Genomic DNA, 22068 nt, shown 5'->3' with positions numbered 1-22068 from the left:
GAAACGTTTCGCTAAGTAAAATCTGAAGGGAAAAATACAAAGAAAAATGCCGGGTGAGCGTTGCGCTTCCCGGCATTCGTGCGGCGATTTAAATCTCGACCTGCGTTCCTAATTCAATCACGCGGTTAGGCGGAATCTCAAACTGATCCGGCGCACGCAGGGCGTTACGTTGCAGAATAAGATACAGCTTGCCGCGCAGGCGCAGATACCATGGCCGTTTGCCGACAATCAGCGACTCGTGCGACATAAAGAACGAGGTCTCCATCATGCGACAGCTCAACCCTTCGAGACCGCAGCGGTGGAAGACCTCTTCCACATTCGGCGTTTCACGCCAGCCGTAGCTTGCGACTACGCGCCAGAACGTCGGGGATAATTGTTCTATCTGCACGCGACGAACGTTATGCACGTACGGCGCATCTTCGGTACGCAGCGTCAGCAAAATCACGCGTTCGTGCAGCACTTTGTTGTGCTTGAGGTTATGCATCAGCGCAAACGGAATCACTTTCTGCGCACGCGACATATATACCGCAGTCCCTGGCACGCGCACCGGCGGTGATTTCTCCAGCGAGGCGATCATCGCCTCAAGAGAGTTACCGTGCTCATGCATACGACGTAACAGGCGGAAACGCTCGCTTTTCCACGTTGTCATCACGATGAACATCACCAGACCCAGCGTCAACGGCAGCCAGCCACCCGAGACGATTTTATCCAGGTTTGCCGAGAACAATGGCAAATCAATACACAGCAGCCCCACCAGAATCAGCGCCACCAGGAACTTATTCCAGTGCCAGTTCCGATACGCCACGGTGGTCGACAGAATCGACGTAAGCACCATCGTCCCTGTGACGGCAATACCGTACGCCGCCGCCAGATTGCTGGAGTGTTCAAAGCTGACAATCACAATCACCACGGCAACGTAAAGCAGCCAGTTAATGAAAGGAATGTAGATCTGACCGGATTCCATCTCCGAGGTATGGATAATGCGCATCGGCGACAGATACCCCAGGCGAACCGCCTGACGCGTCAACGAGAACACCCCCGAGATCACCGCCTGAGATGCGATAACGGTCGCCAGCGTGGCGATAATCAACATCGGCACAAGCGCCCAGTCGGGCGCCAGCAGGAAGAACGGGTTCTTGATAGCCTCAGGATTTTTCAGCAGCAGCGCCCCCTGACCGAAGTAATTCAGTACCAGAGACGGCAGCACGACGGTAAACCACGCGAGGCGAATCGGCAGCTTCCCGAAGTGACCCATATCCGCGTACAACGCTTCGACGCCGGTAATAGAGAGCACGACCGCGCCGAGGGCAACAAACGAAACGGTTTTGTATTCCAGGAAGAAATGAACCGCCCATGCCGGGTTAAGAGCCTGCAGCACTTCTGGATTGCCAATAATTCCGCGCAAACCCAGTGCCGCCAGGATCAGGAACCAGGCCAGCATAATCGGTGCAAACAGCTTACCGACAAGCCCGGTGCCATGTTTCTGAATCGCAAACAGCAGGGTCAGGACAATAATGGCGAGCGGAACCACCCACGTCTCCAGCTGCGGCGCGATAATCTCCAGCCCCTCGATTGCCGAAAGCACCGAAATCGCAGGCGTAATCACCACTTCCCCATAGAAGAAGCTGCCGCCTATTAACCCGATGATCACCAGGAAAGAGGTCATTCTTGCCGACGTGTTACGCCCCGCCAGGGACATCAACGTCAGGATCCCGCCTTCACCGGCGTTATCCGCGCGCATGACGAAAGAGAGATATTTAAGCGAGACCACCAGAATCAGCAGCCAGAAGATGAGTGACAAAAAGCCAAACACGGCGTCACGTTCGACACCAAAACCAAACTGACCGGACAGACATTCGCGAAGCGTGTAAAGCGGGCTGGTGCCAATATCACCGTAGACAACCCCAATCGCCGCAAGCGTTATAGCGCGTAATGATTGCTTATTATCAGTGCTCATAGACTAGTCTTTTCGTTGTAGAACAAATGTGTGCTGAGTCCCTTGGCCCACAAAAAGGCGCACAGTATGCACGATTAATCGCAAGATCGTATCCTTAAATGCAACCGTATTAATTTAGCGCAAAGAAAATAGCGCCGGACTTCAGTCTATTACCAGCCCAACCCGAAACGTCTATACTCGCATCAAATAGCTGCAACGACAGCGAAAGGACGCAAAACTATTATGGCTCACTCACATTTATTAGCAGAAAGAATTTCCCGCCTCAGCAGTGCGCTGGAGAAAGGCCTTTTCGAGCGTAGCCATGCAATTCGCTTGTGTTTGTTGGCCGCATTGAGCGGTGAAAGCGTCTTTTTATTGGGCCCTCCCGGCATCGCAAAAAGCCTAATCGCCCGCCGCCTGAAGTTCGCCTTTCAAAATGCACGCGCCTTTGAGTATTTGATGACTCGCTTCTCCACGCCGGAAGAGGTGTTTGGCCCGCTATCAATTCAGGCGCTCAAAGATGAAGGGCGCTATCAGCGTTTAACGGCCGGTTATCTCCCCGAAGCCGAAATTGTTTTTCTGGATGAGATCTGGAAAGCCGGTCCCGCCATCCTGAATACGCTGCTCACCGCCATCAACGAACGACGTTTTCGCAACGGCGCGTTTGAAGAAAAAATCCCGATGCGCCTGCTGGTGGCCGCATCCAATGAACTGCCGGAAGCCGATAACAGCCTTGAGGCACTGTATGACCGCATGCTGATTCGCCTGTGGCTGGACAAGGTGCAGGACAAATCCAATTTCCGTTCGATGCTCGTGAGCCAGCAGGACGAAAATGAAAATCCGGTTTCGCCTTCGTTACAGGTGACCGACGAAGAGTATCAACAGTGGCAGCAGGATATCGGCAAGATAAAGCTGCCCGATTCCGTGTTTGAGCTGATCTTCATGCTTCGCCAGCAGCTGGACTTAATGCCGTCAGCACCCTATGTGTCAGACCGTCGCTGGAAAAAAGCCATTCGCCTGTTGCAGTCGAGCGCGTTATTTAGCGGGAGAGACGCCGTCGCCCCAATCGATCTTATCCTGCTGAAAGACTGCCTGTGGCACGATGCTGAGGGCATGAATCTTATGCAGCAGCAGCTGGACGTTTTGATGACCGGGCACGCGTGGGGACAGCAGGCGATGCTTAATCAGCTGGGCGCTATCACTCAGCGACGCATCCAGCTTCAACAGCAGCAAAGTGATAAAACAGCGCTTAAAGTCAGCCGCCTCGGCGGGATGTTCTCGCGTAAACCTCACTATGAACTCCCCGCAGAACTGACAGAGACGTCGCTGACGCTTCTTCTGCAACAGCCGCTGAAACTCCACGATATGCAGGTGGTGCACATCACTTTGGAGCGCGAAGCGCTGGCGCAGTGGCTGGATAAAAGCGGTGAGATCCGCGGGAAGCTAAACGGGATCGGCTTTGCGCAGATCCTGAATATGGAAGTGGATACCAGCCTGCATTTGGTGATCCGCGATGTCAGTCTGCAAGGATCGCGTCTTGCCCTGCCAGGCAACGCGGCCGAGAACGTTCCGGAAGAGATCAAACAGCAGTTGGAAGCGCTGGACACCGAGTGGCACCAGCAACATACGCGCTTCAGCGAGCAACAAAAATGCCTCTTTGTTCATAGCGACTGGTTGGGTCGTATTGAAGCCAGCCTGCAGGATGTCAGCGCGCAGATTAAACAGGCGCGTCAATGCTAACGCTGGATACGCTGAATGTGATGCTGGCTGTAGGAGAAGAAGGGCTGATCGAAGAGGTCGTAATCACCTTACTGGCTTCTCCGCAGCTGGCTGCGTTCTTTGAAAAATTTCCCCGAATTAAAAAGGCTGTTACCGACGACCTCCCGCGCTGGCGCGATAGCCTGCGCAGACGCCTCAAAGAGACAGAAGTCCCGCCTGAACTGACGGAAGAGGTGGTGTGCTATCAGCAGTGTCAGCGGTTATCCACACCACAATTCATTGTTCAATTGCCGCAAATTCTGACGCTGCTCGATAAAGTTCACTCGCCTTATGCGGCTCAGGCCCGCAAGCTGGTAACGGACAACGCCACGTTTACCCCGGCATTGCATACCCTGTTTTTGCAGCGCTGGCGGCTCAGTCTGGTGGTACAAACCACGTCCCTTAACCAACAGCTTCTTGAAGAAGAACGTGAACAATTGCTCAGTGAAGTTCAGGAACGCATGACGCTGACCGGGCAGCTGGAGCAGGTGCTGGTGGAAAATGAAAATTCTGCCGGACGTCTTTGGGATATGAGCGCGGGAAAAATCAAGCGCGGTGATTATCAGCTGATTGTGAAATACGGTGATTTTCTGACACAACAACCCGAACTCATGCAGCTCGCAGAACAGCTTGGTCGATCCCGAGAAGCCAAGTCCGTGCCGAAAAAAGACGCCCCGATGGAAACCTTCCGCACGCTGGTGCGCGAGCCCGCCACCGTACCTGAGCAGGTGGATGGATTACAACAGAGTGACGATATTTTACGTCTGTTGCCAACCGAACTGGCGACGCTCGGTATCACTGAACTGGAATATGAATTTTACCGTCGGCTGGTGGAGAAACAGCTGCTCACCTATCGCCTGCAGGGTGAATCCTGGCATGAAAAAATCAGCCAGCGCCCGGTCATCCATCAGGATTTTGATGAACAACCTCGCGGACCCTTTATTGTCTGCGTTGATACCTCTGGCTCAATGGGCGGTTTCAACGAACAGTGCGCTAAAGCGTTTTGTCTGGCACTGATGCGCGTCGCCCTCGCTGACCGGCGTCGCTGCTTTATTATGCTGTTTTCCAGTGAAGTCGTGGGCTACGAGTTAACGGCTGAACAAGGTATCGAACAGGCGATCCGCTTTTTGAGCCAGCGCTTTCGCGGCGGGACGGATATCGCCAGCTGTTTTCGTTCCATCATCGAACGAATGCAGGGCGGCGACTGGTATGACGCCGACGCGGTAGTGATTTCTGATTTTATTGCCCAGCGATTGCCGGACGACGTAGTAGCAAAAGTGAAGTCATTGCAGCGAGATCAACAACATCGCTTTCATGCTGTGGCGATGTCTGCACATGGAAAACCCGGGATCATGCGCATTTTCGATCATATCTGGCGCTTTGATACCGGGTTACGCAGCCGTCTTATCCGACGCTGGAAACGCTAATTAAAGAAGAGAATCCACGCTCGCACGCACCTGCTGTGGCCATACACCACACTGAACCTGGCCGATATGGGAAAGTTGCAGGAGCAGCATCGTTAAACGAGACTGACCAATACCGCCACCGATCGTCTGCGGCATTTCGCCGCGCAGCAGCGCCTGGTGCCACTCGAGTTTCAGGCGATCTTCATCTCCCGTCACCGCCAGCTGACGCTTAAGCGCATCGGCATCCACGCGGATCCCCATCGAAGAAAGCTCAAACGCGTCTTCCAGAATCGGGTTCCACACCAGAATATCGCCGTTCAACCCCGCGCGTTCGCTTTCACCTGAGGTGCTCCAGTCATCATAATCCGGCGCACGGACGTCATGACGTTTACCGTCAGACAATTTGCCCCCGATACCAATCAGGAATACCGCGCCCAGCTCTTTTGCGATCGCACGTTCACGGCCTTTTGCATCAAGATCCGGGAAACGACTCAGCAGATCCTGACTGTGAATAAAGTGGATCGTGTCTGGCAGGAACGGCGCCAGACCGAATTCTTCACTGACGGCAGCTTCAGTCGCTTTAATTCCCGCATAAATCGCTTCTACGGTAGATTTCAGCGTACCGACATGGCGCTCGCCATCGCCCATCACGCGCTCCCAGTCCCACTGGTCAACATAGACAGAATGAATGGCTGTCAGGCGGTCTTCATCGGGGCGCAGGGCTTTCATGTGCGTGTAAAGCCCTTCGCCCGCGCTGAAGTCGTGTTGTCCTAACGTTTGACGCTTCCATTTCGCCAGTGAATGAACCACTTCGAACTGGGCATCTGGCAACGTTTTCACTTTGACCTGTACCGCTTTTTCGCAACCAGACAGGTTATCTTGCGTTCCATCACCAACGCGGCTGAGGATCGGTGCCTGAACTTCAATCAGGCCCAGCTTCTCTTCAAGCTGACGTGAAAAATGGGATTTAACGAAGCTGATCTGGCGTTGTTTTACGATGTAAGCGGTTTTCATTTTTATACTCCTGCGTCCTGTTGATATTGATTAAGCAACAAAACCGGGCATCAATTCAATAATCCAACAACAAAAAGCCACGTTCACTTTTGATTCGATAAAATAAGACGCTAGAATAGAGTGATTACTCATTCTTCATAAGAAAAAACGATGGAAAATTATCAGATCGATAATCTGGACCGCGGCATCCTCGAAGCATTAATGGCAAATGCGCGCACCGCTTACGCCGAACTGGCAAAACAATTTGGCGTTAGCCCCGGCACGATTCACGTTCGGGTAGAGAAGATGAAGCAGGCCGGGATCATAACCGGAGCGCGTATTGATGTGAGCCCTAAACAATTGGGTTATGACGTGTGCTGCTTTATTGGCATTATTCTGAAAAGTGCGAAGGATTATCCGTCAGCGCTGGCAAGACTCGAGAGCCTGGAAGAAGTGACAGAAGCCTATTACACCACTGGCCACTACAGCATCTTTATTAAGGTCATGTGCCGATCGATCGACGCCCTGCAACAGGTACTTATCAACAAGATCCAAACAATTGATGAAATTCAGTCCACCGAGACACTGATCTCCCTGCAAAACCCGATCATGCGCACCATCCGCCCTTAACAGGGCATTTTAATCACCACATTTTCCACAGGTAGATCCCAGCTCACTCACAGCGTACAATGATCCCCTCTTTATATGAGCGAGCGATCATGGCAGATATAACTCTTATCAGTGGCAGTACTCTTGGCGGCGCGGAATACGTTGCAGAACATTTGGCCGAAAAGCTCGAAGACGCTGGTTTTTCGACCGAAACACTGCACGGGCCGTTACTGGAAGATCTCCCCACTGATGGGATTTGGCTGCTGATCACGTCGACGCACGGTGCTGGCGACATCCCGGACAATCTGCAACCTCTCTATAACGAGCTACTTGAGCAGCAACCGAACCTGACCGCCGTACGTTTTGGTGCCGTGGGTATAGGTAGTCGCGAATATGACACGTTTTGCGGTGCAGTTGAGAAAGTAGAAGCCGCGATCAAGTCCTGCGGTGCAAAACAGATCGGTGAAACACTGAAGATCAACATCCTCGATCACGATATTCCTGAGGATCCAGCCGAAGAATGGTTGGGTGAATGGAAAAATTTACTCAAAAACGATTAAAGATCACGCGATCAGATGTGTATAAGTCTGGTTAAAAGCTTGGATTAAGCGGTAGTTATCCAATGTATAACGCTTGCTTCCTTTTTGAGCTGTGGATAAAGTCACGATCTAACCCCAGCTTATACTGTCCAGGATCACCGATCATTCACAGCAAACGATCCTTTCTAACGTTATGATCTTCCTGATGAGATCCCGCTTATCCACAGAAACGTGCGATCCTAATAAGAGATCATAGTAAAACAGATCTCTAAATAAGAAGATCTTCTTTTTAATAGCCAGGATCCCAGTGCTTTCTCGAAAGACTAAACTTGAGTAGAATCCACGGCCCGGGCTTAAATCCATTTTCAAACCGCTTTACGCAAGGCAGGAAAGCATGTTTTATCAGGATCCTTTTGACGTCATCATCATTGGCGGGGGTCATGCAGGCACTGAGGCCGCTATGGCCGCAGCGCGTATGGGTCAACAGACCCTGCTTTTGACACACAATATCGACACGCTGGGACAAATGTCCTGTAATCCGGCGATTGGCGGCATTGGGAAAGGACACCTGGTAAAAGAAGTCGATGCCCTCGGCGGCTTGATGGCGAAAGCGATCGATCATGCTGGAATCCAGTTTAGGATACTAAACGCGAGTAAAGGGCCGGCCGTTCGTGCCACCCGTGCTCAGGCCGATCGTGTGTTATACCGGCAGGCGGTGCGTACTGCGCTGGAGAATCAACCCAACCTGATGATCTTCCAGCAAGCGGTTGAAGATCTTATCGTTGAAAACGATCGGGTTGTCGGTGCAGTGACCCAAATGGGGTTGAAATTCCGCGCCAAAGCGGTTGTGTTAACGGTGGGGACTTTCCTCGACGGCAAAATTCATATCGGTTTGGATAATTACAGCGGTGGCCGTGCTGGCGATCCGCCATCCATTTCGCTCTCCCGTCGTTTACGCGAGCTGCCGTTACGTGTTAATCGCCTGAAGACCGGTACGCCGCCGCGCATCGACGCGCGCACTATCGATTTCAGCGTGCTGGCTCAACAGCAGGGCGACACACCTATTCCTGTCTTCTCGTTCATGGGCAATGCTGCTCAACATCCTCGACAGGTGCCGTGTTACATCACGCATACCAACGAGAAAACCCATGATGTGATCCGTAATAATCTCGATCGCAGCCCGATGTACGCCGGGGTGATCGAGGGGATCGGCCCACGCTACTGCCCGTCGATCGAAGACAAAGTGATGCGTTTTGCCGATCGTAACCAGCACCAGATTTTCCTGGAGCCGGAAGGCCTGACATCCAACGAAATTTATCCGAACGGCATCTCCACCAGCCTGCCGTTTGATGTTCAGATCCAAATCGTTCGTTCGATGCAGGGCATGGAAAACGCGAAAATTGTGCGTCCCGGCTACGCGATTGAGTACGATTTCTTCGACCCTCGCGATCTGAAACCGACGCTGGAAAGCAAATTCATTCAGGGTCTGTTCTTTGCCGGTCAAATTAACGGCACAACGGGTTACGAAGAAGCCGCTGCCCAAGGGTTGTTGGCAGGCTTGAACGCCGCACGTTTTTCTGCCGAAAAAGAGGGCTGGGCGCCGCGTCGCGATCAGGCTTACCTTGGGGTTTTGGTTGACGATCTCAGCACCATGGGCACAAAAGAGCCGTACCGTATGTTTACCTCTCGCGCGGAATATCGTCTGATGCTGCGTGAAGATAACGCTGATTTGCGTCTTACGGAAATGGGGCGTGAGCTGGGTCTGGTTGATGACGAACGCTGGGCACGCTTCAATGAAAAGCTGGAACGTATCGAAACCGAACGTCAGCGCCTGAAATCTACCTGGGTGAATCCGTTAGCCGAGTCCGTTGCTGAAGTGAATGCTCACTTGGCAGCGCCGCTCTCCCGTGAAGCGAGCGGTGAAGATCTGTTACGTCGTCCCGGCATGACTTACGAACAGCTGGTTCAGATGACGCCATTTGCACCTGGCCTTGACGATGCTGAAGCGGCTGAGCAGGTTGAAATTCAGATCAAATACGAAGGTTACATCGCGCGTCAGCAGGATGAGATCGAAAAACAGCAGCGTAACGAAAATACGTTGCTGCCAGAAATGCTGGATTACCGTCAGGTGACGGGGTTGTCTAACGAAGTGATCGCCAAACTGAACGATCATAAACCCGTTTCGATCGGTCAGGCATCGCGTATTTCTGGCGTTACACCTGCAGCCATTTCCATTCTGCTGGTCTGGCTGAAAAAACAAGGTATGCTGCGCCGCAGCGCTTAAGTCTATGATAATCGTTGCCCGGTCGCGTTGCGTTGACCGGGCCAACAATCCTCTCTACAGGTATTCACCGTGCTCAACAAACTCTCTCGTCTGCTGGAACAGGCCGGCATTTCGCTCACCGATCACCAGAAAAACCAGCTGGTGGCGTATGTCGATATGCTGAACAAATGGAATAAAGCGTATAACCTTACGTCAGTACGCGATCCTAACGAGATGCTGATTCGCCATATTCTCGATAGCATTGTGGTTGCGCCTCATCTGCGCGGCGAGCGCTTTATTGACGTCGGGACTGGTCCGGGGTTACCCGGTATTCCGCTGTCTATTGTGTGTCCTGAATGCCACTTCACCCTGCTGGACAGCCTTGGCAAGCGAGTACGTTTCCTGCGCCAGGTGCAGCATGAGCTGAAGCTTGAAAATATTGAGCCGGTGCAGAGCAGGGTAGAAGCGTTTCCTTCCGAGCCTCCATTTGATGGCGTGATCAGCCGTGCTTTTGCTTCCCTCAACGATATGGTGAGCTGGTGCAAGCATTTACCCGCGCAGGATGGCCGTTTTTATGCGCTCAAAGGGTTAGTGCCTGACGATGAAATCGCCCAGCTACCTGCGGGTTATAGCGTCGAGTCCATTGCTAAGCTTCAGGTTCCGCAACTTGATGGTGAGCGTCATTTGGTGGTGATTAAACCAAATCATTTTTAAAAATGTATAAAAATGTGGAATTTGTGCTGTTCTTAGTGTGTTAAAAAACAGCACGGAAAAAAGATTCCCTTAAAGGCTGATTTAACCTGATTGTTACTTGGGGTTTTCCTGAAGTTAACGTAATCAGCGTTGTTCACCCAAAAGATAGTCAACCACGAAAATATAAGCCTGCGAAAAGTCGGATTGAGTAACGACACGTTGATGTTAAATTTTTATTAAGAATGTCAATGAAAGGTTTTTGTTGTAGATAGGGTTGTTTTGAGAAAAGTTGCGTTAATTAACCTTTAATATCATAAAGATGAAATAATCTGATTTATGGATTTGATTAATATGACCTTATCGTAAATGTATATTTTGTGATCTCGTGCACGCTTTATCATCAACGTTTCCGAGCTGTTTGCCGTTTTGCATCCTGGCTCACTCTTTGATGAAAAGTTAAAAAATAGCGGTGGTGAAAAATTTTTAAACATTTATTCACCTTTTCGCTACTTATTGTTTGAATTCACGGGGGCGCACCGTATAATTTGTCCGCTTTTTGCTGCTTGACTCTGAGCCTTAAAGAACGTTTTATACGACACGCGACGTACCTCGAAGGGAGCAGGAGTTTAACGTGATGTCTGTGTCACTCTTGAGTAGAAACGTTGCACGTAAACTTCTGTTCATACAGTTTTTGGCCGTAGTAGCAAGTGGACTGCTGTTCAGCCTGAAAGACCCCTTCTGGGGCATCTCCGCTGTTTGTGGAGGTCTGGCAGTTGTTTTGCCTAACATGTTATTTATGATTTTTGCCTGGCGTCATCAGGCGCATACACCCGCCAAAGGCCGCGTGGCCTGGTCCTTCGCTCTTGGCGAAGTGTGTAAGGTGTTGCTGACCTTTGCCTTTTTGGTGGTGGCGCTGGCTGTTTTCAAAGTGGTATTTTTGCCGCTGATCGTGACGTGGGTTTTGGTGCTGGTGGTACAAGTTCTGGCACCAGCTGTAATCAACAACAAAGGGTAAAAGGCATCATGGCTTCAGAAAATATGACGCCGCAGGATTACATAGGTCATCATCTGACGAACCTTCAGATGGATCTGCGTACATTCTCGCTGGTGGATCCGCATAACCCCCCGGCCACCTTCTGGACGCTCAACATTGACTCCATGTTCTTCTCGGTGGTGTTGGGTCTGTTGTTCCTGGCCATGTTCCGTAGCGTTGCTAAAAAAGCGACCAGCGGCGTTCCAGGGAAATTCCAGACGGCAATTGAATTAGTCATCGGCTTTGTTCATGGCAGCGTCAAAGACATGTATCACGGTAAGAGCAAGCTGATTGCTCCACTGGCGTTGACTGTCTTCGTCTGGGTCTTCCTGATGAACCTGATGGACCTTCTGCCTATCGACCTGCTGCCATACATCGGTGAGCATGTCTTCGGCCTGCCTGCACTGCGTGTGGTTCCGTCTGCTGACGTGAACATCACCCTGTCCATGGCGCTGGGCGTATTCATCCTGATTCTTTTCTACAGTATCAAAATGAAAGGCGTAAGCGGCTTCGTGAAAGAGCTTACCTTGCAGCCGTTCAACCACTGGGCGTTTATTCCGGTCAACCTGATCCTGGAAGGCGTGAGCCTGCTGTCCAAACCGGTTTCTCTCGGTCTGCGACTGTTCGGCAACATGTATGCGGGTGAGCTGATTTTCATTCTGATCGCGGGTCTTCTGCCGTGGTGGTCACAGTGGATTCTGAATGTGCCATGGGCCATTTTCCACATCCTGATCATTACGCTGCAAGCCTTTATCTTCATGGTTCTGACGATCGTCTATCTGTCGATGGCGTCTGAAGAGCACTGATTTTTTACCAACACTACTACGTTTTTTTTTGAAACAAACTGGAGACTGTCATGGAAAACCTGAATATGGATCTGCTGTACATGGCTGCCGCTGTGATGATGGGTCTGGCGGCTATCGGTGCTGCGATCGGTATCGGCATCCTCGGGGGCAAATTCCTGGAAGGCGCAGCGCGTCAACCGGATCTGATTCCTCTGCTGCGTACTCAGTTCTTTATCGTTATGGGTCTGGTGGATGCAATCCCAATGATCGCTGTAGGTCTGGGTCTGTACGTGATGTTTGCTGTCGCGTAGTAGTAGTTCGAAAAACCTAAGCCACAGAAATTTAAGAGGTATTGTGCTGTGAACATGAACGCAACAATCCTCGGCCAGGCCATCGCGTTTATTCTCTTTGTCTGGTTCTGCATGAAGTATGTATGGCCGCCGTTAATGGCTGCCATCGAAAAACGTCAGAAAGAAATTGCTGACGGTTTGGCTTCTGCAGAGCGCGCTAAGAAAGATTTGGACCTTGCACAGGCCAACGCGACAGACCAGCTGAAAAAAGCGAAAGCAGAAGCTCAGGTCATCATTGAACAGGCTAACAAACGCCGTTCACAGATCCTGGACGAAGCAAAAGCTGAAGCAGAACAGGAACGCACTAAGATCGTTGCACAGGCGCAGGCTGAAATTGATGCTGAGCGTAAACGTGCACGTGAAGAACTGCGTAAGCAGGTTGCGATTCTGGCTGTTGCTGGCGCCGAGAAGATCATCGAACGTTCCGTGGATGAAGCTGCTAACAGCGACATCGTGGACAAACTTGTCGCTGAACTGTAAGGAGGGAGGGGCTGATGTCTGAATTTGTTACGGTAGCTCGCCCCTACGCCAAAGCAGCTTTTGACTTTGCTGTCGAACACCAAAATGTCGATCGCTGGCAGGATATGCTGGCGTTTGCCGCTGAGGTAACGAAAAACGAGCAAATGGCTGAGATGCTTTCAGGTGCTTTAGCACCAGAAACGCTTGCTGCGTCGTTTATCGCCGTTTGTGGCGAGCAGCTGGACGCCAGCGGCCAGAACCTGATTAAGGTTATGGCTGAAAATGGTCGTCTACGCGTGCTCCCGGATGTTCTTGAGCAGTTCGAGCACTTACGTGCTCTCAGTGAAGCTACCGCCGAAGTTGAAGTAACCTCGGCGAACGAACTGAGTGAAGAACAGCTTGCGAAGATCACCGCCGCGATGGAAAAACGTCTGTCACGCAAAGTTAAGCTGAATTGCAAAATCGATAAGTCTGTAATGGCAGGCGTAATCATCCGAGCGGGTGATATGGTCATTGATGGTAGCGTACGCGGCCGTCTTGAACGCCTTGCAGACGTCTTGCAGTCTTAAGGGGACTGGAGCATGCAACTGAATTCCACCGAAATCAGCGAACTGATCAAGCAGCGCATTGCTCAGTTTAGTGTTGTGAGTGAAGCTCATAACGAAGGTACTATTGTTTCTGTAAGTGACGGTGTTATCCGCATCCACGGCCTGGCCGATTGTATGCAGGGTGAGATGATTTCCCTGCCGGGTAACCGTTACGCAATCGCACTGAACCTGGAGCGCGACTCCGTAGGTGCAGTTGTGATGGGCCCGTACGCTGACCTTGCCGAAGGCATGAAAGTCAAATGTACTGGTCGTATTCTGGAAGTACCGGTCGGCCGTGGCCTGCTGGGTCGCGTGGTGAACACCCTGGGTGCACCAATCGACGGTAAAGGCCCGGTTGATAATGATGGCTTCTCGCCAATCGAAGTTATCGCACCAGGCGTTATCGAACGTCAGTCCGTTGATCAGCCAGTGCAGACTGGTTACAAATCCGTTGATGCCATGATCCCAATCGGTCGTGGTCAGCGTGAACTGATCATCGGCGACCGCCAGACCGGTAAAACCGCGATGGCAATCGATGCGATCATCAACCAGCGCGACTCCGGTATCAAATGTGTGTACGTGGCTATCGGCCAGAAAGCGTCCACCATTTCTAACGTGGTTCGTAAACTGGAAGAGCACGGCGCACTGTCTAACACCATCGTTGTGGTTGCGACCGCTTCTGAATCCGCTGCACTGCAATACCTGGCGCCTTATGCCGGTTGCGCAATGGGCGAATACTTCCGTGACCGCGGTGAAGATGCGTTGATCGTATACGATGACCTGTCTAAACAGGCTGTTGCTTACCGTCAGGTTTCCCTGCTGCTGCGTCGTCCACCAGGACGTGAAGCATTCCCGGGCGACGTGTTTTATCTCCACTCCCGTCTGCTTGAGCGCGCATCCCGCGTAAACGCGGAATACGTTGAGAACTTCACCAAAGGTGAAGTAAAAGGTAAAACCGGTTCTCTGACTGCGCTGCCGATTATCGAAACCCAAGCGGGTGACGTTTCTGCGTTCGTTCCAACCAACGTAATTTCGATTACCGATGGTCAGATCTTCCTGGAAACCAACCTGTTTAACTCCGGTATTCGTCCTGCAGTTAACCCAGGTATCTCCGTATCCCGTGTTGGTGGTGCTGCTCAGACCAAGATCATCAAAAAACTGTCCGGTGGTATTCGTACCGCGCTGGCACAGTATCGTGAACTGGCGGCGTTCTCGCAGTTCGCGTCCGATCTGGACGAAGCAACCCGTAAACAGCTGAGCCACGGTCAGAAAGTGACCGAACTCCTGAAGCAGAAACAGTATGCCCCAATGTCTGTTGCACAACAGGGCCTGGTGCTGTTCGCGGCTGAACGCGGTTACCTCGAAGATGTGGAACTGGCGAAAATCGGTAGCTTCGAAGCCGCTCTGTTGGCTTACGTTGACCGTGATCACGCTCCGCTGATGCAAGAGATCAACCAGTCCGGTGGCTATAACGACGAAATCGAAGGCAAGCTGAAAAGCATCCTCGATTCCTTCAAAGCAACCCAGTCCTGGTAACGTCCGGCGGTCTGTCTTAGGGCAGACCGCAAGGCATTGAGGAGAAGCTCATGGCCGGCGCAAAAGAGATACGTAGTAAGATCGCAAGCGTCCAGAACACGCAGAAGATCACTAAAGCGATGGAGATGGTCGCCGCTTCCAAAATGCGTAAATCGCAGGATCGCATGGCGTCCAGCCGTCCTTATGCAGATACCATGCGCAAAGTGATTGGTCACCTTGCAAACGGTAATCTGGAATACAAGCATCCTTACCTGGAAGAACGCGACGTTAAACGCGTGGGCTACCTGGTGGTGTCTACCGACCGTGGTCTGTGCGGTGGCTTGAACATTAACCTGTTCAAAAAACTGCTGGCGGATATGAAAGTCTGGTCTGATAAAGGCGTTCAGAGCGATATCGCGATGATCGGCTCTAAAGGCGTCTCTTTCTTTAATTCCGTAGGCGGCAATATTGTCGCTCAGGTGACGGGCATGGGTGATAACCCATCCCTGTCCGAGCTGATTGGCCCGGTTAAAGTGATGTTGCAGGCCTATGATGAAGGCCGTCTGGACAGACTTTACGTTGTCAGCAACAAATTTATTAACACCATGTCTCAGGTTCCGACCCTCACTCAGCTGCTGCCTTTACCGGCATCAGAAGATAAAGAGCTGAAGCAGAAAGCCTGGGATTACCTGTATGAACCCGATCCGAAACCGCTGCTGGATACCCTGCTGCGTCGTTACGTTGAATCTCAGGTTTATCAGGGCGTGGTAGAAAACCTGGCCAGCGAGCAGGCCGCACGTATGGTGGCGATGAAAGCCGCGACCGACAATGGCGGCAGCCTGATTAAAGAGCTGCAGTTGGTATACAACAAAGCTCGTCAGGCCAGCATTACTCAGGAACTCACCGAAATCGTCGGTGGTGCATCCGCGGTATAACCAGGTTAATTCGTAGAGGATTCAAGATGGCTACTGGAAAAATTGTCCAGGTAATCGGCGCCGTGGTTGACGTCGAATTCCCTCAGGATGCCGTACCGCGCGTGTACGATGCTCTTGAGGTACAGAATGGTAACGAGAGTCTGGTGCTGGAAGTTCAGCAGCAGCTCGGTGGTGGTATCGTACGTACTATCGCCATGGGTTCTTCCGACGGTCTGCGTCGTGGTCTGGCTGTTAAAGATCTCGAACACCCGATCGAAGTCCCGGTAGGTAAAGCAACACTGGGTCGTATCATGAACGTTTTGGGTCAACCAATCGACATGAAAGGCGACATCGGTGAAGAAGACCGTTGGGCAATCCACCGTGCAGCACCTTCCTATGAAGAGCTGTCTAGCTCTCAGGAACTGCTGGAAACCGGCATCAAAGTTATCGACCTGATGTGTCCGTTCGCTAAGGGCGGTAAAGTTGGTCTGTTCGGCGGTGCGGGCGTGGGTAAAACTGTAAACATGATGGAGCTGATCCGTAACATCGCGATCGAGCACTCCGGTTACTCCGTGTTTGCAGGCGTGGGTGAGCGTACTCGTGAGGGTAACGACTTCTACCACGAAATGACCGACTCCAACGTTCTGGATAAAGTATCCCTGGTTTATGGCCAGATGAACGAGCCACCAGGAAACCGTCTGCGCGTTGCGCTGACCGGTCTGACTATGGCTGAGAAGTTCCGTGACGAAGGTCGTGACGTACTGCTGTTCGTAGATAACATCTACCGTTACACCCTGGCCGGTACTGAAGTATCTGCGCTGCTGGGCCGTATGCCTTCAGCGGTAGGTTACCAGCCGACGCTGGCGGAAGAGATGGGCGTTCTGCAGGAACGTATCACTTCTACCAAAACCGGTTCTATCACCTCCGTTCAGGCCGTATACGTCCCTGCGGATGACTTGACTGACCCATCTCCAGCCACCACCTTTGCTCACTTAGATGCAACCGTGGTACTGAGCCGTCAGATCGCGTCTCTGGGTATCTACCCAGCCGTTGACCCGCTGGACTCCACCAGCCGTCAGCTGGATCCACTGGTTGTTGGTCAGGAACACTACGACACCGCGCGTGGCGTACAGTCCCTGCTGCAACGTTACCAGGAACTGAAAGACATCATCGCCATCCTGGGTATGGATGAGCTGTCTGAAGAAGATAAACTGGTGGTAGCTCGCGCACGTAAGATTCAGCGCTTCCTGTCCCAGCCGTTCTTCGTAGCGGAAGTATTCACCGGTTCCCCTGGTAAATACGTTTCCCTGAAAGACACCATCCGTGGCTTTAAAGGCATCATGGAAGGCGAATACGATCACCTGCCGGAGCAGGCGTTCTACATGGTTGGTTCCATCGACGAAGCCGTGGAAAAAGCCAAAAAACTTTAACGCCTTAATCGGAGGGTGATATGGCAATGACTTACCACCTGGACGTCGTCAGCGCAGAGCAACAAATGTTCTCTGGTCTGGTCGAGAAAATCCAGGTAACGGGTAGTGAAGGTGAACTGGGTATTTTCCCAGGACACGCGCCGCTGCTCACCGCCATTAAGCCTGGTATGATCCGCATCGTAAAACAGTTCGGTCATGAAGAGTTTATCTATCTGTCCGGCGGCATTCTTGAAGTGCAGCCTGGCAGTGTGACCGTTCTTGCTGATACCGCTATTCGTGGCCAGGATCTCGACGAAGCGCGAGCTCTGGAAGCGAAGCGTAAAGCAGAAGAGCATATTAAGAGCTCTCATGGCGACGTGGATTACGCACAGGCGTCTGCTGAACTGGCCAAAGCGATCGCGAAATTACGCGTTATCGAGTTGACTAAAAAAGCGATGTAACACCGGCTTGAAAAGTACAAAAGCCAGTCTGGTTTCAGACTGGCTTTTTTTATGCTTGCGTTTCAGGATAATTGAAACTGAAAAGGTGTTTTACTATTTTGTGATGTATCTCACAAAAATGTTGATCGGTTAAATTTTGAGGTGTAGACTTGTTTTTGTGATGTGTATCACATAATTAATTCAGATTAAAAACAGGATGCCAACATGAAACTGATCAACAAAATCATCGCCCTTTTCAGCAGCATGAATATCTCTTTCGGGACTTTCAATCTGTAATACCGCTGATATGCAACGTGGCGCTGTGCTTACAGTGGTTCGATAAGCAAGCGCCATCTGCTACAACTTCAGCTCAGCTAACGTGGCTTTCTCGTCTAATACCTTCCCCTCGCTATTCACGCTTTTCCCTTTCTGCATAAAGTAATTCGTCTCATCAACGTTACCGACGACGGCGTCGTCATAGCGTCCAGGCTGCGTGCGTACTGACTTATTACCGGAGAAAATGCCCTGTGTAGAGGGATCGCCGTACGGGCTTGGTCGGAAGATAAAGTTAAAGCGCTGGTTGTCCACCGCCACATTATTTTCGACAACCAGTTGGCCTGGGTTGAAGTTATCGGTAAAACCATCCAGATGATTTCCCACCGCCTTACTGTTACGCACTTCATGCGCGACGGGTTGCCCTTCACCGCCGAGTTTAAAACCGTTGCTGGTGTTGTTGCGTGCAATGGAATTCTCGATCACCACAACGCCGTTGGCACCGTCTTCAATCTTATTGAACAGATCAAAGCCGTCGTCGATATTGTCATGAGAAATGCAGTTTTCCAGGCGATTACCCTCACCGACGCGCATCTTCACCGCAAATCCATCGGCGTTAATTTTGCCAGGATCTTCATTGGAATAGGATTCGGCGTTGATCACCCGGTTATAGCTTGCCCACAGCGGGCGGCCTACGTTATCCGGGGATGAAATCTGAATGCCGGTATCGTCATTGCGATAAGCCGTCACATCTTCAATCAGATTATGACTGCCCTGAACGCGCAGGCTTTTCCCGGTAACGTCAATTCCGTTGATGTGCCAATAGCTGGCATCCACCAGCAACCCCTGAATCACCACTTTCCCATCCGCCTGCAGGGTTTTGACGTTGTCCGCGCTGCCGCTGGACGAAACCGGGATTTCGCTGCGTGGATAATCACCTTTCGCCATGATGATTTTGCCGCCTGGCGCCAGCAGGCTAATGGCAGTCGTTAAATCCATCGGTGAAGCGACCGTTCCCTGACCCTCCGCTTTCCCTTCCGGGGAAACGTGCAAGGTCGTTGCCGTGATACCTGCCACTTTTTCGACGGTGAATTTCTGCTGCACAGGCTCACCGCTGGCAGGCGTAAACGTTAAGTCAAAGGCGTTGTTATCACTCAGTTTCGCAGGCACGGAATACATTTCACCCGCTTTAACGGATTTATCATTGCCGATCACCACTTCGTTTTGGCGAAGACGGAAGACGCCATCATAGTTGGCGCGCGCTTGTACCTGATAATCTTCAGAGGTGCTCTTGCCTGGCGAGGCGATCTGCACAACAGGTGGTAATGCTTTTGGTTGCCAGGGCTTGCTGGCGACCGTTTCTGCCACAGATGTTGTCAGAGCCGCATCGGTCACGGTGATTTTTGCGTTACGAGAAGCAAAGAACCCAACGTAATAGCGATCCTGATTTTGTACCGAAATTAAATTGGCACGGGGAACGCTTTGGCTGACCCACGCGTCACTCCCAGCGGGGGCCCACGCGGTGACAAACCCTTCGTTCGTTCTTTGCAGCTTAAGCCGAAATTCAGGCGTCTGGCTTAAATCCACTTCTTCCTTGTAGCTCTGTTTTTTTATCGCCGCGCCTGCGTTGCCCCACGGACGGGAAACACCTTCACGCGTGATTACTTGCATTTTTACCCGCTGATGGTCCTTTTTATCCTGCGTCATAATGGCATTCATCACCAGATTCGACGCTGCAGGAAACTCTTCGTAGCCCTCTTTCAGCGGTTGCTGACGCGGCACGCCGATCACATCACGCACTAACAGCCCTGCGCCTTCCTGCGCCGCTGGCTTAGCCCCATTCTCCGGACCAAACTGATCGACCCTGACGGTCGCTTCTAAAATAAAATTCTCGCGGGTTGGAAGCTCGGTATAGAAAAACGTCAATCCGTCGTGCGAATTGGCGATTTTGCCTCCCCGGCTTTCAATCGTGATGGGTTTGGAGAGATCAACTGCGTCTTGCGGCGTCAGTTTTTTTCCATCTATAGTGACGTCGTTGACGCCGATTTTCTCGGGCAACACGTTTGATGAGAAATTCACGTCTGTCGATTGGCCAAACGCAATGGCTTTCCAGACGTGATGCTGTTCTGCTGCGTTGACAATAAAGGAGCTACACATCATTAGGGCCAGAGGTATTTTATAATTCATCTTATTCTCCTGATTGATATTTGAGCGCCATTATCATCAAGATGAAACGTCGTTTCTTTTTTGGTTGTCACAATATTGGATAATTAAAACGTTGTTTTGCTTTGAGGCGATCTTTATTCATGAGGCGAAAAAATAGCTAACCTGTTGTAGGCGCTCGCGACTTCCCACTAGAAAGCTATTTTCCGGATGAAAAGTGATTTACTCTGCCCTTAAAAGTATCTTCAAATAGCCATTAATGCCGGATGTTGAGCGTTTTACCAGCAGCCCATTTTATGCTGCAAAATATGTAGAATTTTCAACGTCAAAGGGTTCTACTTCTCACTCAAATTACAGTCAGGACGCGTATGTTGAATAATACAATGAGCGTGGTCATCCTTGCCGCAGGCAAAGGCACCCGCATGTATTCCGATCTTCCTAAGGTGTTGCACACGTTGGCAGGAAAGCCGATGGTGCAGCATGTCATTGATGCTGCAAATGAATTGGGCGCGAGCAATGTTCACCTGGTCTACGGACACGGCGGTGATTTGCTTAAAAAGACGCTGGGCGATGAGAATCTCAACTGGGTGCTTCAGGCTGAACAGTTGGGTACCGGCCATGCTATGCAGCAGGCCGCGCCATTCTTTGCAGACGACGAAGACATTCTGATGCTTTACGGCGACGTTCCGCTGATTGCTGTTGAAACCTTAACGCGTCTGCGTGAAGCCAAACCGCAGGGTGGTATCGGTTTACTCACTGTAAAACTGGATGACCCGACGGGCTATGGCCGTATCACCCGCGAAAACGGCAAGGTGACGGGCATTGTCGAGCATAAAGACGCCTCCGAGGAGCAGCGCCAGATTCAGGAAATTAACACCGGCATTCTGATCGCCAACGGTGCGGATCTGAAACGCTGGTTGTCAAAACTGAACAACAACAACGCGCAGGGTGAATACTACATCACCGATATCATCGCAATGGCGCATCACGAAGGCCATGAAATTACAGCCGTTCATCCGACGCGCATCAGCGAAACTGACGGCGTAAACAACCGTCTTCAGCTTTCCCGTCTGGAGCGTATCTATCAGGCTGAGCAGGCGGAAAAACTGCTGCTTGCGGGTGTGATGCTGCGCGATCCGGCGCGTTTCGACCTGCGCGGTACGCTTGCTCACGGGCGTGATGTCGAAATTGACACTAACGTTATTATTGAAGGCCAAGTGACGCTGGGTCATCGCGTTAAAATCGGTACCGGATGTGTCATCAAAAACAGCGTCATTGGTGACGATTGCGAGATTAGCCCGTACAGCGTGGTGGAAGATGCACGTCTGGAAGCCGCCTGTACTATTGGTCCGTTCGCGCGTCTGCGTCCAGGTGCTGAACTGCTGGAAGGTGCGCACGTTGGCAACTTTGTTGAGATGAAAAAGGCCCGTCTGGGTAAAGGCTCGAAAGCCGGTCATCTGACCTATCTCGGCGATGCGGAAATTGGCGATAACGTGAATATCGGTGCGGGTACGATTACCTGTAACTACGATGGTGCCAATAAATTCAAAACCATTATCGGCGATGATGTATTCGTCGGTTCTGACAGCCAGCTGGTGGCGCCAGTCACAATCGGTAAAGGCGTTACGATTGCGGCGGGCACGACCGTTACGCGTGATGTGGCGGAAAATGAGCTCGTTCTCAGCCGTGTGCCGCAGGTTCACAAGCAAGGCTGGCAGCGTCCGGTCAAGAAAAAGTAACTGACCTCACCTGAACCGTCCTCCCATCGAGGATCGTTTGGTGCGGTGTTTTCTCCCTCGCCCCTTTGGGGAGAGGGTCGGGATGAGGGGATAACATAATCCCCCGCCCAAAATGCAGTAACCAAAAATATAGCCCCACTCTCTACAAGGCTCGGGGCGCCCGGAAACGGGCATACTCAAAGGATTTCGCGTTGTGACAAGGCG

19 protein-coding genes are annotated in these 22068 nt (G+C 51.6%); 16 read left to right on the top strand and 3 right to left on the bottom strand.

The features are described from left to right. Positions 1–88 precede the first annotated feature (88 nt). The gene (gene kup, locus AC0LWE_RS19485) at positions 89–1957 is read right to left on the bottom strand and encodes a low affinity potassium transporter Kup (protein WP_131487854.1); all 1869 of its coding nucleotides are present in this window, start codon (positions 1955–1957) and stop codon (positions 89–91) included. A gap of 222 nt (positions 1958–2179) precedes the next feature. Here kup and ravA point away from each other — a divergent pair, with 222 nt between their 5' ends. Together ravA and viaA are read left to right on the top strand one after the other, a co-directional pair. Next, complete coding sequence (gene ravA / locus AC0LWE_RS19480) at positions 2180–3676, top strand: ATPase RavA (RefSeq protein WP_202668224.1); 1497 nt, start codon at positions 2180–2182, stop codon at positions 3674–3676. Beyond that, positions 3670–5121: an ATPase RavA stimulator ViaA gene (gene viaA / locus AC0LWE_RS19475; RefSeq protein ID WP_059180683.1), complete on the top strand. Its 1452-nt coding sequence runs from the start codon at positions 3670–3672 to the stop codon at positions 5119–5121. The genes ravA and viaA overlap by 7 nt, the downstream gene beginning before the upstream one ends. Here the strand turns inward: viaA and asnA are convergent, their stop codons facing one another. Further along, positions 5122–6114 (bottom strand): aspartate--ammonia ligase, encoded by a 993-nt coding sequence (gene asnA, locus AC0LWE_RS19470; RefSeq protein ID WP_131487847.1) that lies wholly within the window; start codon positions 6112–6114, stop codon positions 5122–5124. 150 nt (positions 6115–6264) lie between these two features. On the opposite strand from asnA, the gene asnC reads away from it, so the two are divergent. From asnC to AC0LWE_RS19405, 13 genes are all read left to right on the top strand, one after another. Then, positions 6265–6723: a transcriptional regulator AsnC gene (gene asnC, locus AC0LWE_RS19465; RefSeq protein WP_041689565.1), complete on the top strand. Its 459-nt coding sequence runs from the start codon at positions 6265–6267 to the stop codon at positions 6721–6723. Positions 6724–6812: 89 nt separating this feature from the next. After that, positions 6813–7262: an FMN-binding protein MioC gene (mioC, locus tag AC0LWE_RS19460; RefSeq protein WP_474266034.1), complete on the top strand. Its 450-nt coding sequence runs from the start codon at positions 6813–6815 to the stop codon at positions 7260–7262. Between the two features lie 373 nt (positions 7263–7635). After that, positions 7636–9525 carry a tRNA uridine-5-carboxymethylaminomethyl(34) synthesis enzyme MnmG gene (mnmG, locus tag AC0LWE_RS19455; protein WP_059180680.1) on the top strand — a complete coding sequence of 630 codons (1890 nt, stop codon included), beginning with the start codon at positions 7636–7638 and terminating at the stop codon, positions 9523–9525. A 69-nt stretch (positions 9526–9594) separates the two neighbouring features. Continuing rightward, positions 9595–10218, top strand: coding sequence for a 16S rRNA (guanine(527)-N(7))-methyltransferase RsmG (gene rsmG / locus AC0LWE_RS19450; RefSeq protein WP_219347222.1), 624 nt, complete (start codon positions 9595–9597; stop codon positions 10216–10218). A gap of 613 nt (positions 10219–10831) precedes the next feature. Then, complete coding sequence (atpI, locus tag AC0LWE_RS19445) at positions 10832–11212, top strand: F0F1 ATP synthase subunit I (protein ID WP_059180678.1); 381 nt, start codon at positions 10832–10834, stop codon at positions 11210–11212. 8 nt (positions 11213–11220) lie between these two features. Next, complete coding sequence (atpB, locus tag AC0LWE_RS19440; protein ID WP_015961083.1) at positions 11221–12036, top strand: F0F1 ATP synthase subunit A; 816 nt, start codon at positions 11221–11223, stop codon at positions 12034–12036. A 50-nt stretch (positions 12037–12086) separates the two neighbouring features. Continuing rightward, on the top strand, positions 12087–12326 hold the full coding sequence (gene atpE, locus AC0LWE_RS19435; protein ID WP_000429386.1) for a F0F1 ATP synthase subunit C: 240 nt from the start codon (positions 12087–12089) through the stop codon (positions 12324–12326). A 48-nt stretch (positions 12327–12374) separates the two neighbouring features. After that, a complete protein-coding gene (gene atpF / locus AC0LWE_RS19430) occupies positions 12375–12845 on the top strand; it encodes a F0F1 ATP synthase subunit B (RefSeq protein ID WP_015961084.1) in 471 nt (156 codons plus the stop codon). A gap of 14 nt (positions 12846–12859) precedes the next feature. Continuing rightward, positions 12860–13393 carry a F0F1 ATP synthase subunit delta gene (gene atpH, locus AC0LWE_RS19425; protein ID WP_059180677.1) on the top strand — a complete coding sequence of 178 codons (534 nt, stop codon included), beginning with the start codon at positions 12860–12862 and terminating at the stop codon, positions 13391–13393. Positions 13394–13405: 12 nt separating this feature from the next. Then, a complete protein-coding gene (gene atpA, locus AC0LWE_RS19420) occupies positions 13406–14947 on the top strand; it encodes a F0F1 ATP synthase subunit alpha (RefSeq protein ID WP_015961086.1) in 1542 nt (513 codons plus the stop codon). A gap of 50 nt (positions 14948–14997) precedes the next feature. Further along, positions 14998–15861 carry a F0F1 ATP synthase subunit gamma gene (gene atpG / locus AC0LWE_RS19415; protein WP_059180676.1) on the top strand — a complete coding sequence of 288 codons (864 nt, stop codon included), beginning with the start codon at positions 14998–15000 and terminating at the stop codon, positions 15859–15861. 26 nt (positions 15862–15887) lie between these two features. After that, positions 15888–17270, top strand: coding sequence for a F0F1 ATP synthase subunit beta (gene atpD, locus AC0LWE_RS19410; RefSeq protein WP_015961088.1), 1383 nt, complete (start codon positions 15888–15890; stop codon positions 17268–17270). A gap of 20 nt (positions 17271–17290) precedes the next feature. After that, complete coding sequence (locus AC0LWE_RS19405; RefSeq protein WP_003023809.1) at positions 17291–17710, top strand: F0F1 ATP synthase subunit epsilon; 420 nt, start codon at positions 17291–17293, stop codon at positions 17708–17710. 336 nt (positions 17711–18046) lie between these two features. Here AC0LWE_RS19405 and AC0LWE_RS19400 read toward each other — a convergent pair whose 3' ends face one another. Continuing rightward, the gene (locus tag AC0LWE_RS19400) at positions 18047–20149 is read right to left on the bottom strand and encodes a right-handed parallel beta-helix repeat-containing protein (protein ID WP_219347221.1); all 2103 of its coding nucleotides are present in this window, start codon (positions 20147–20149) and stop codon (positions 18047–18049) included. Between the two features lie 344 nt (positions 20150–20493). On the opposite strand from AC0LWE_RS19400, the gene glmU reads away from it, so the two are divergent. After that, the gene (gene glmU, locus AC0LWE_RS19395; protein WP_219347220.1) at positions 20494–21864 is read left to right on the top strand and encodes a bifunctional UDP-N-acetylglucosamine diphosphorylase/glucosamine-1-phosphate N-acetyltransferase GlmU; all 1371 of its coding nucleotides are present in this window, start codon (positions 20494–20496) and stop codon (positions 21862–21864) included. The last annotated feature ends 204 nt before the right edge of the window (positions 21865–22068 follow it).

This window comes from Lelliottia sp. RD5 (assembly GCF_056032945.1).
The sequence above is the reverse complement of the archived record's forward strand: the minus strand, read 5'-3'. Positions and strand labels throughout refer to the sequence as shown.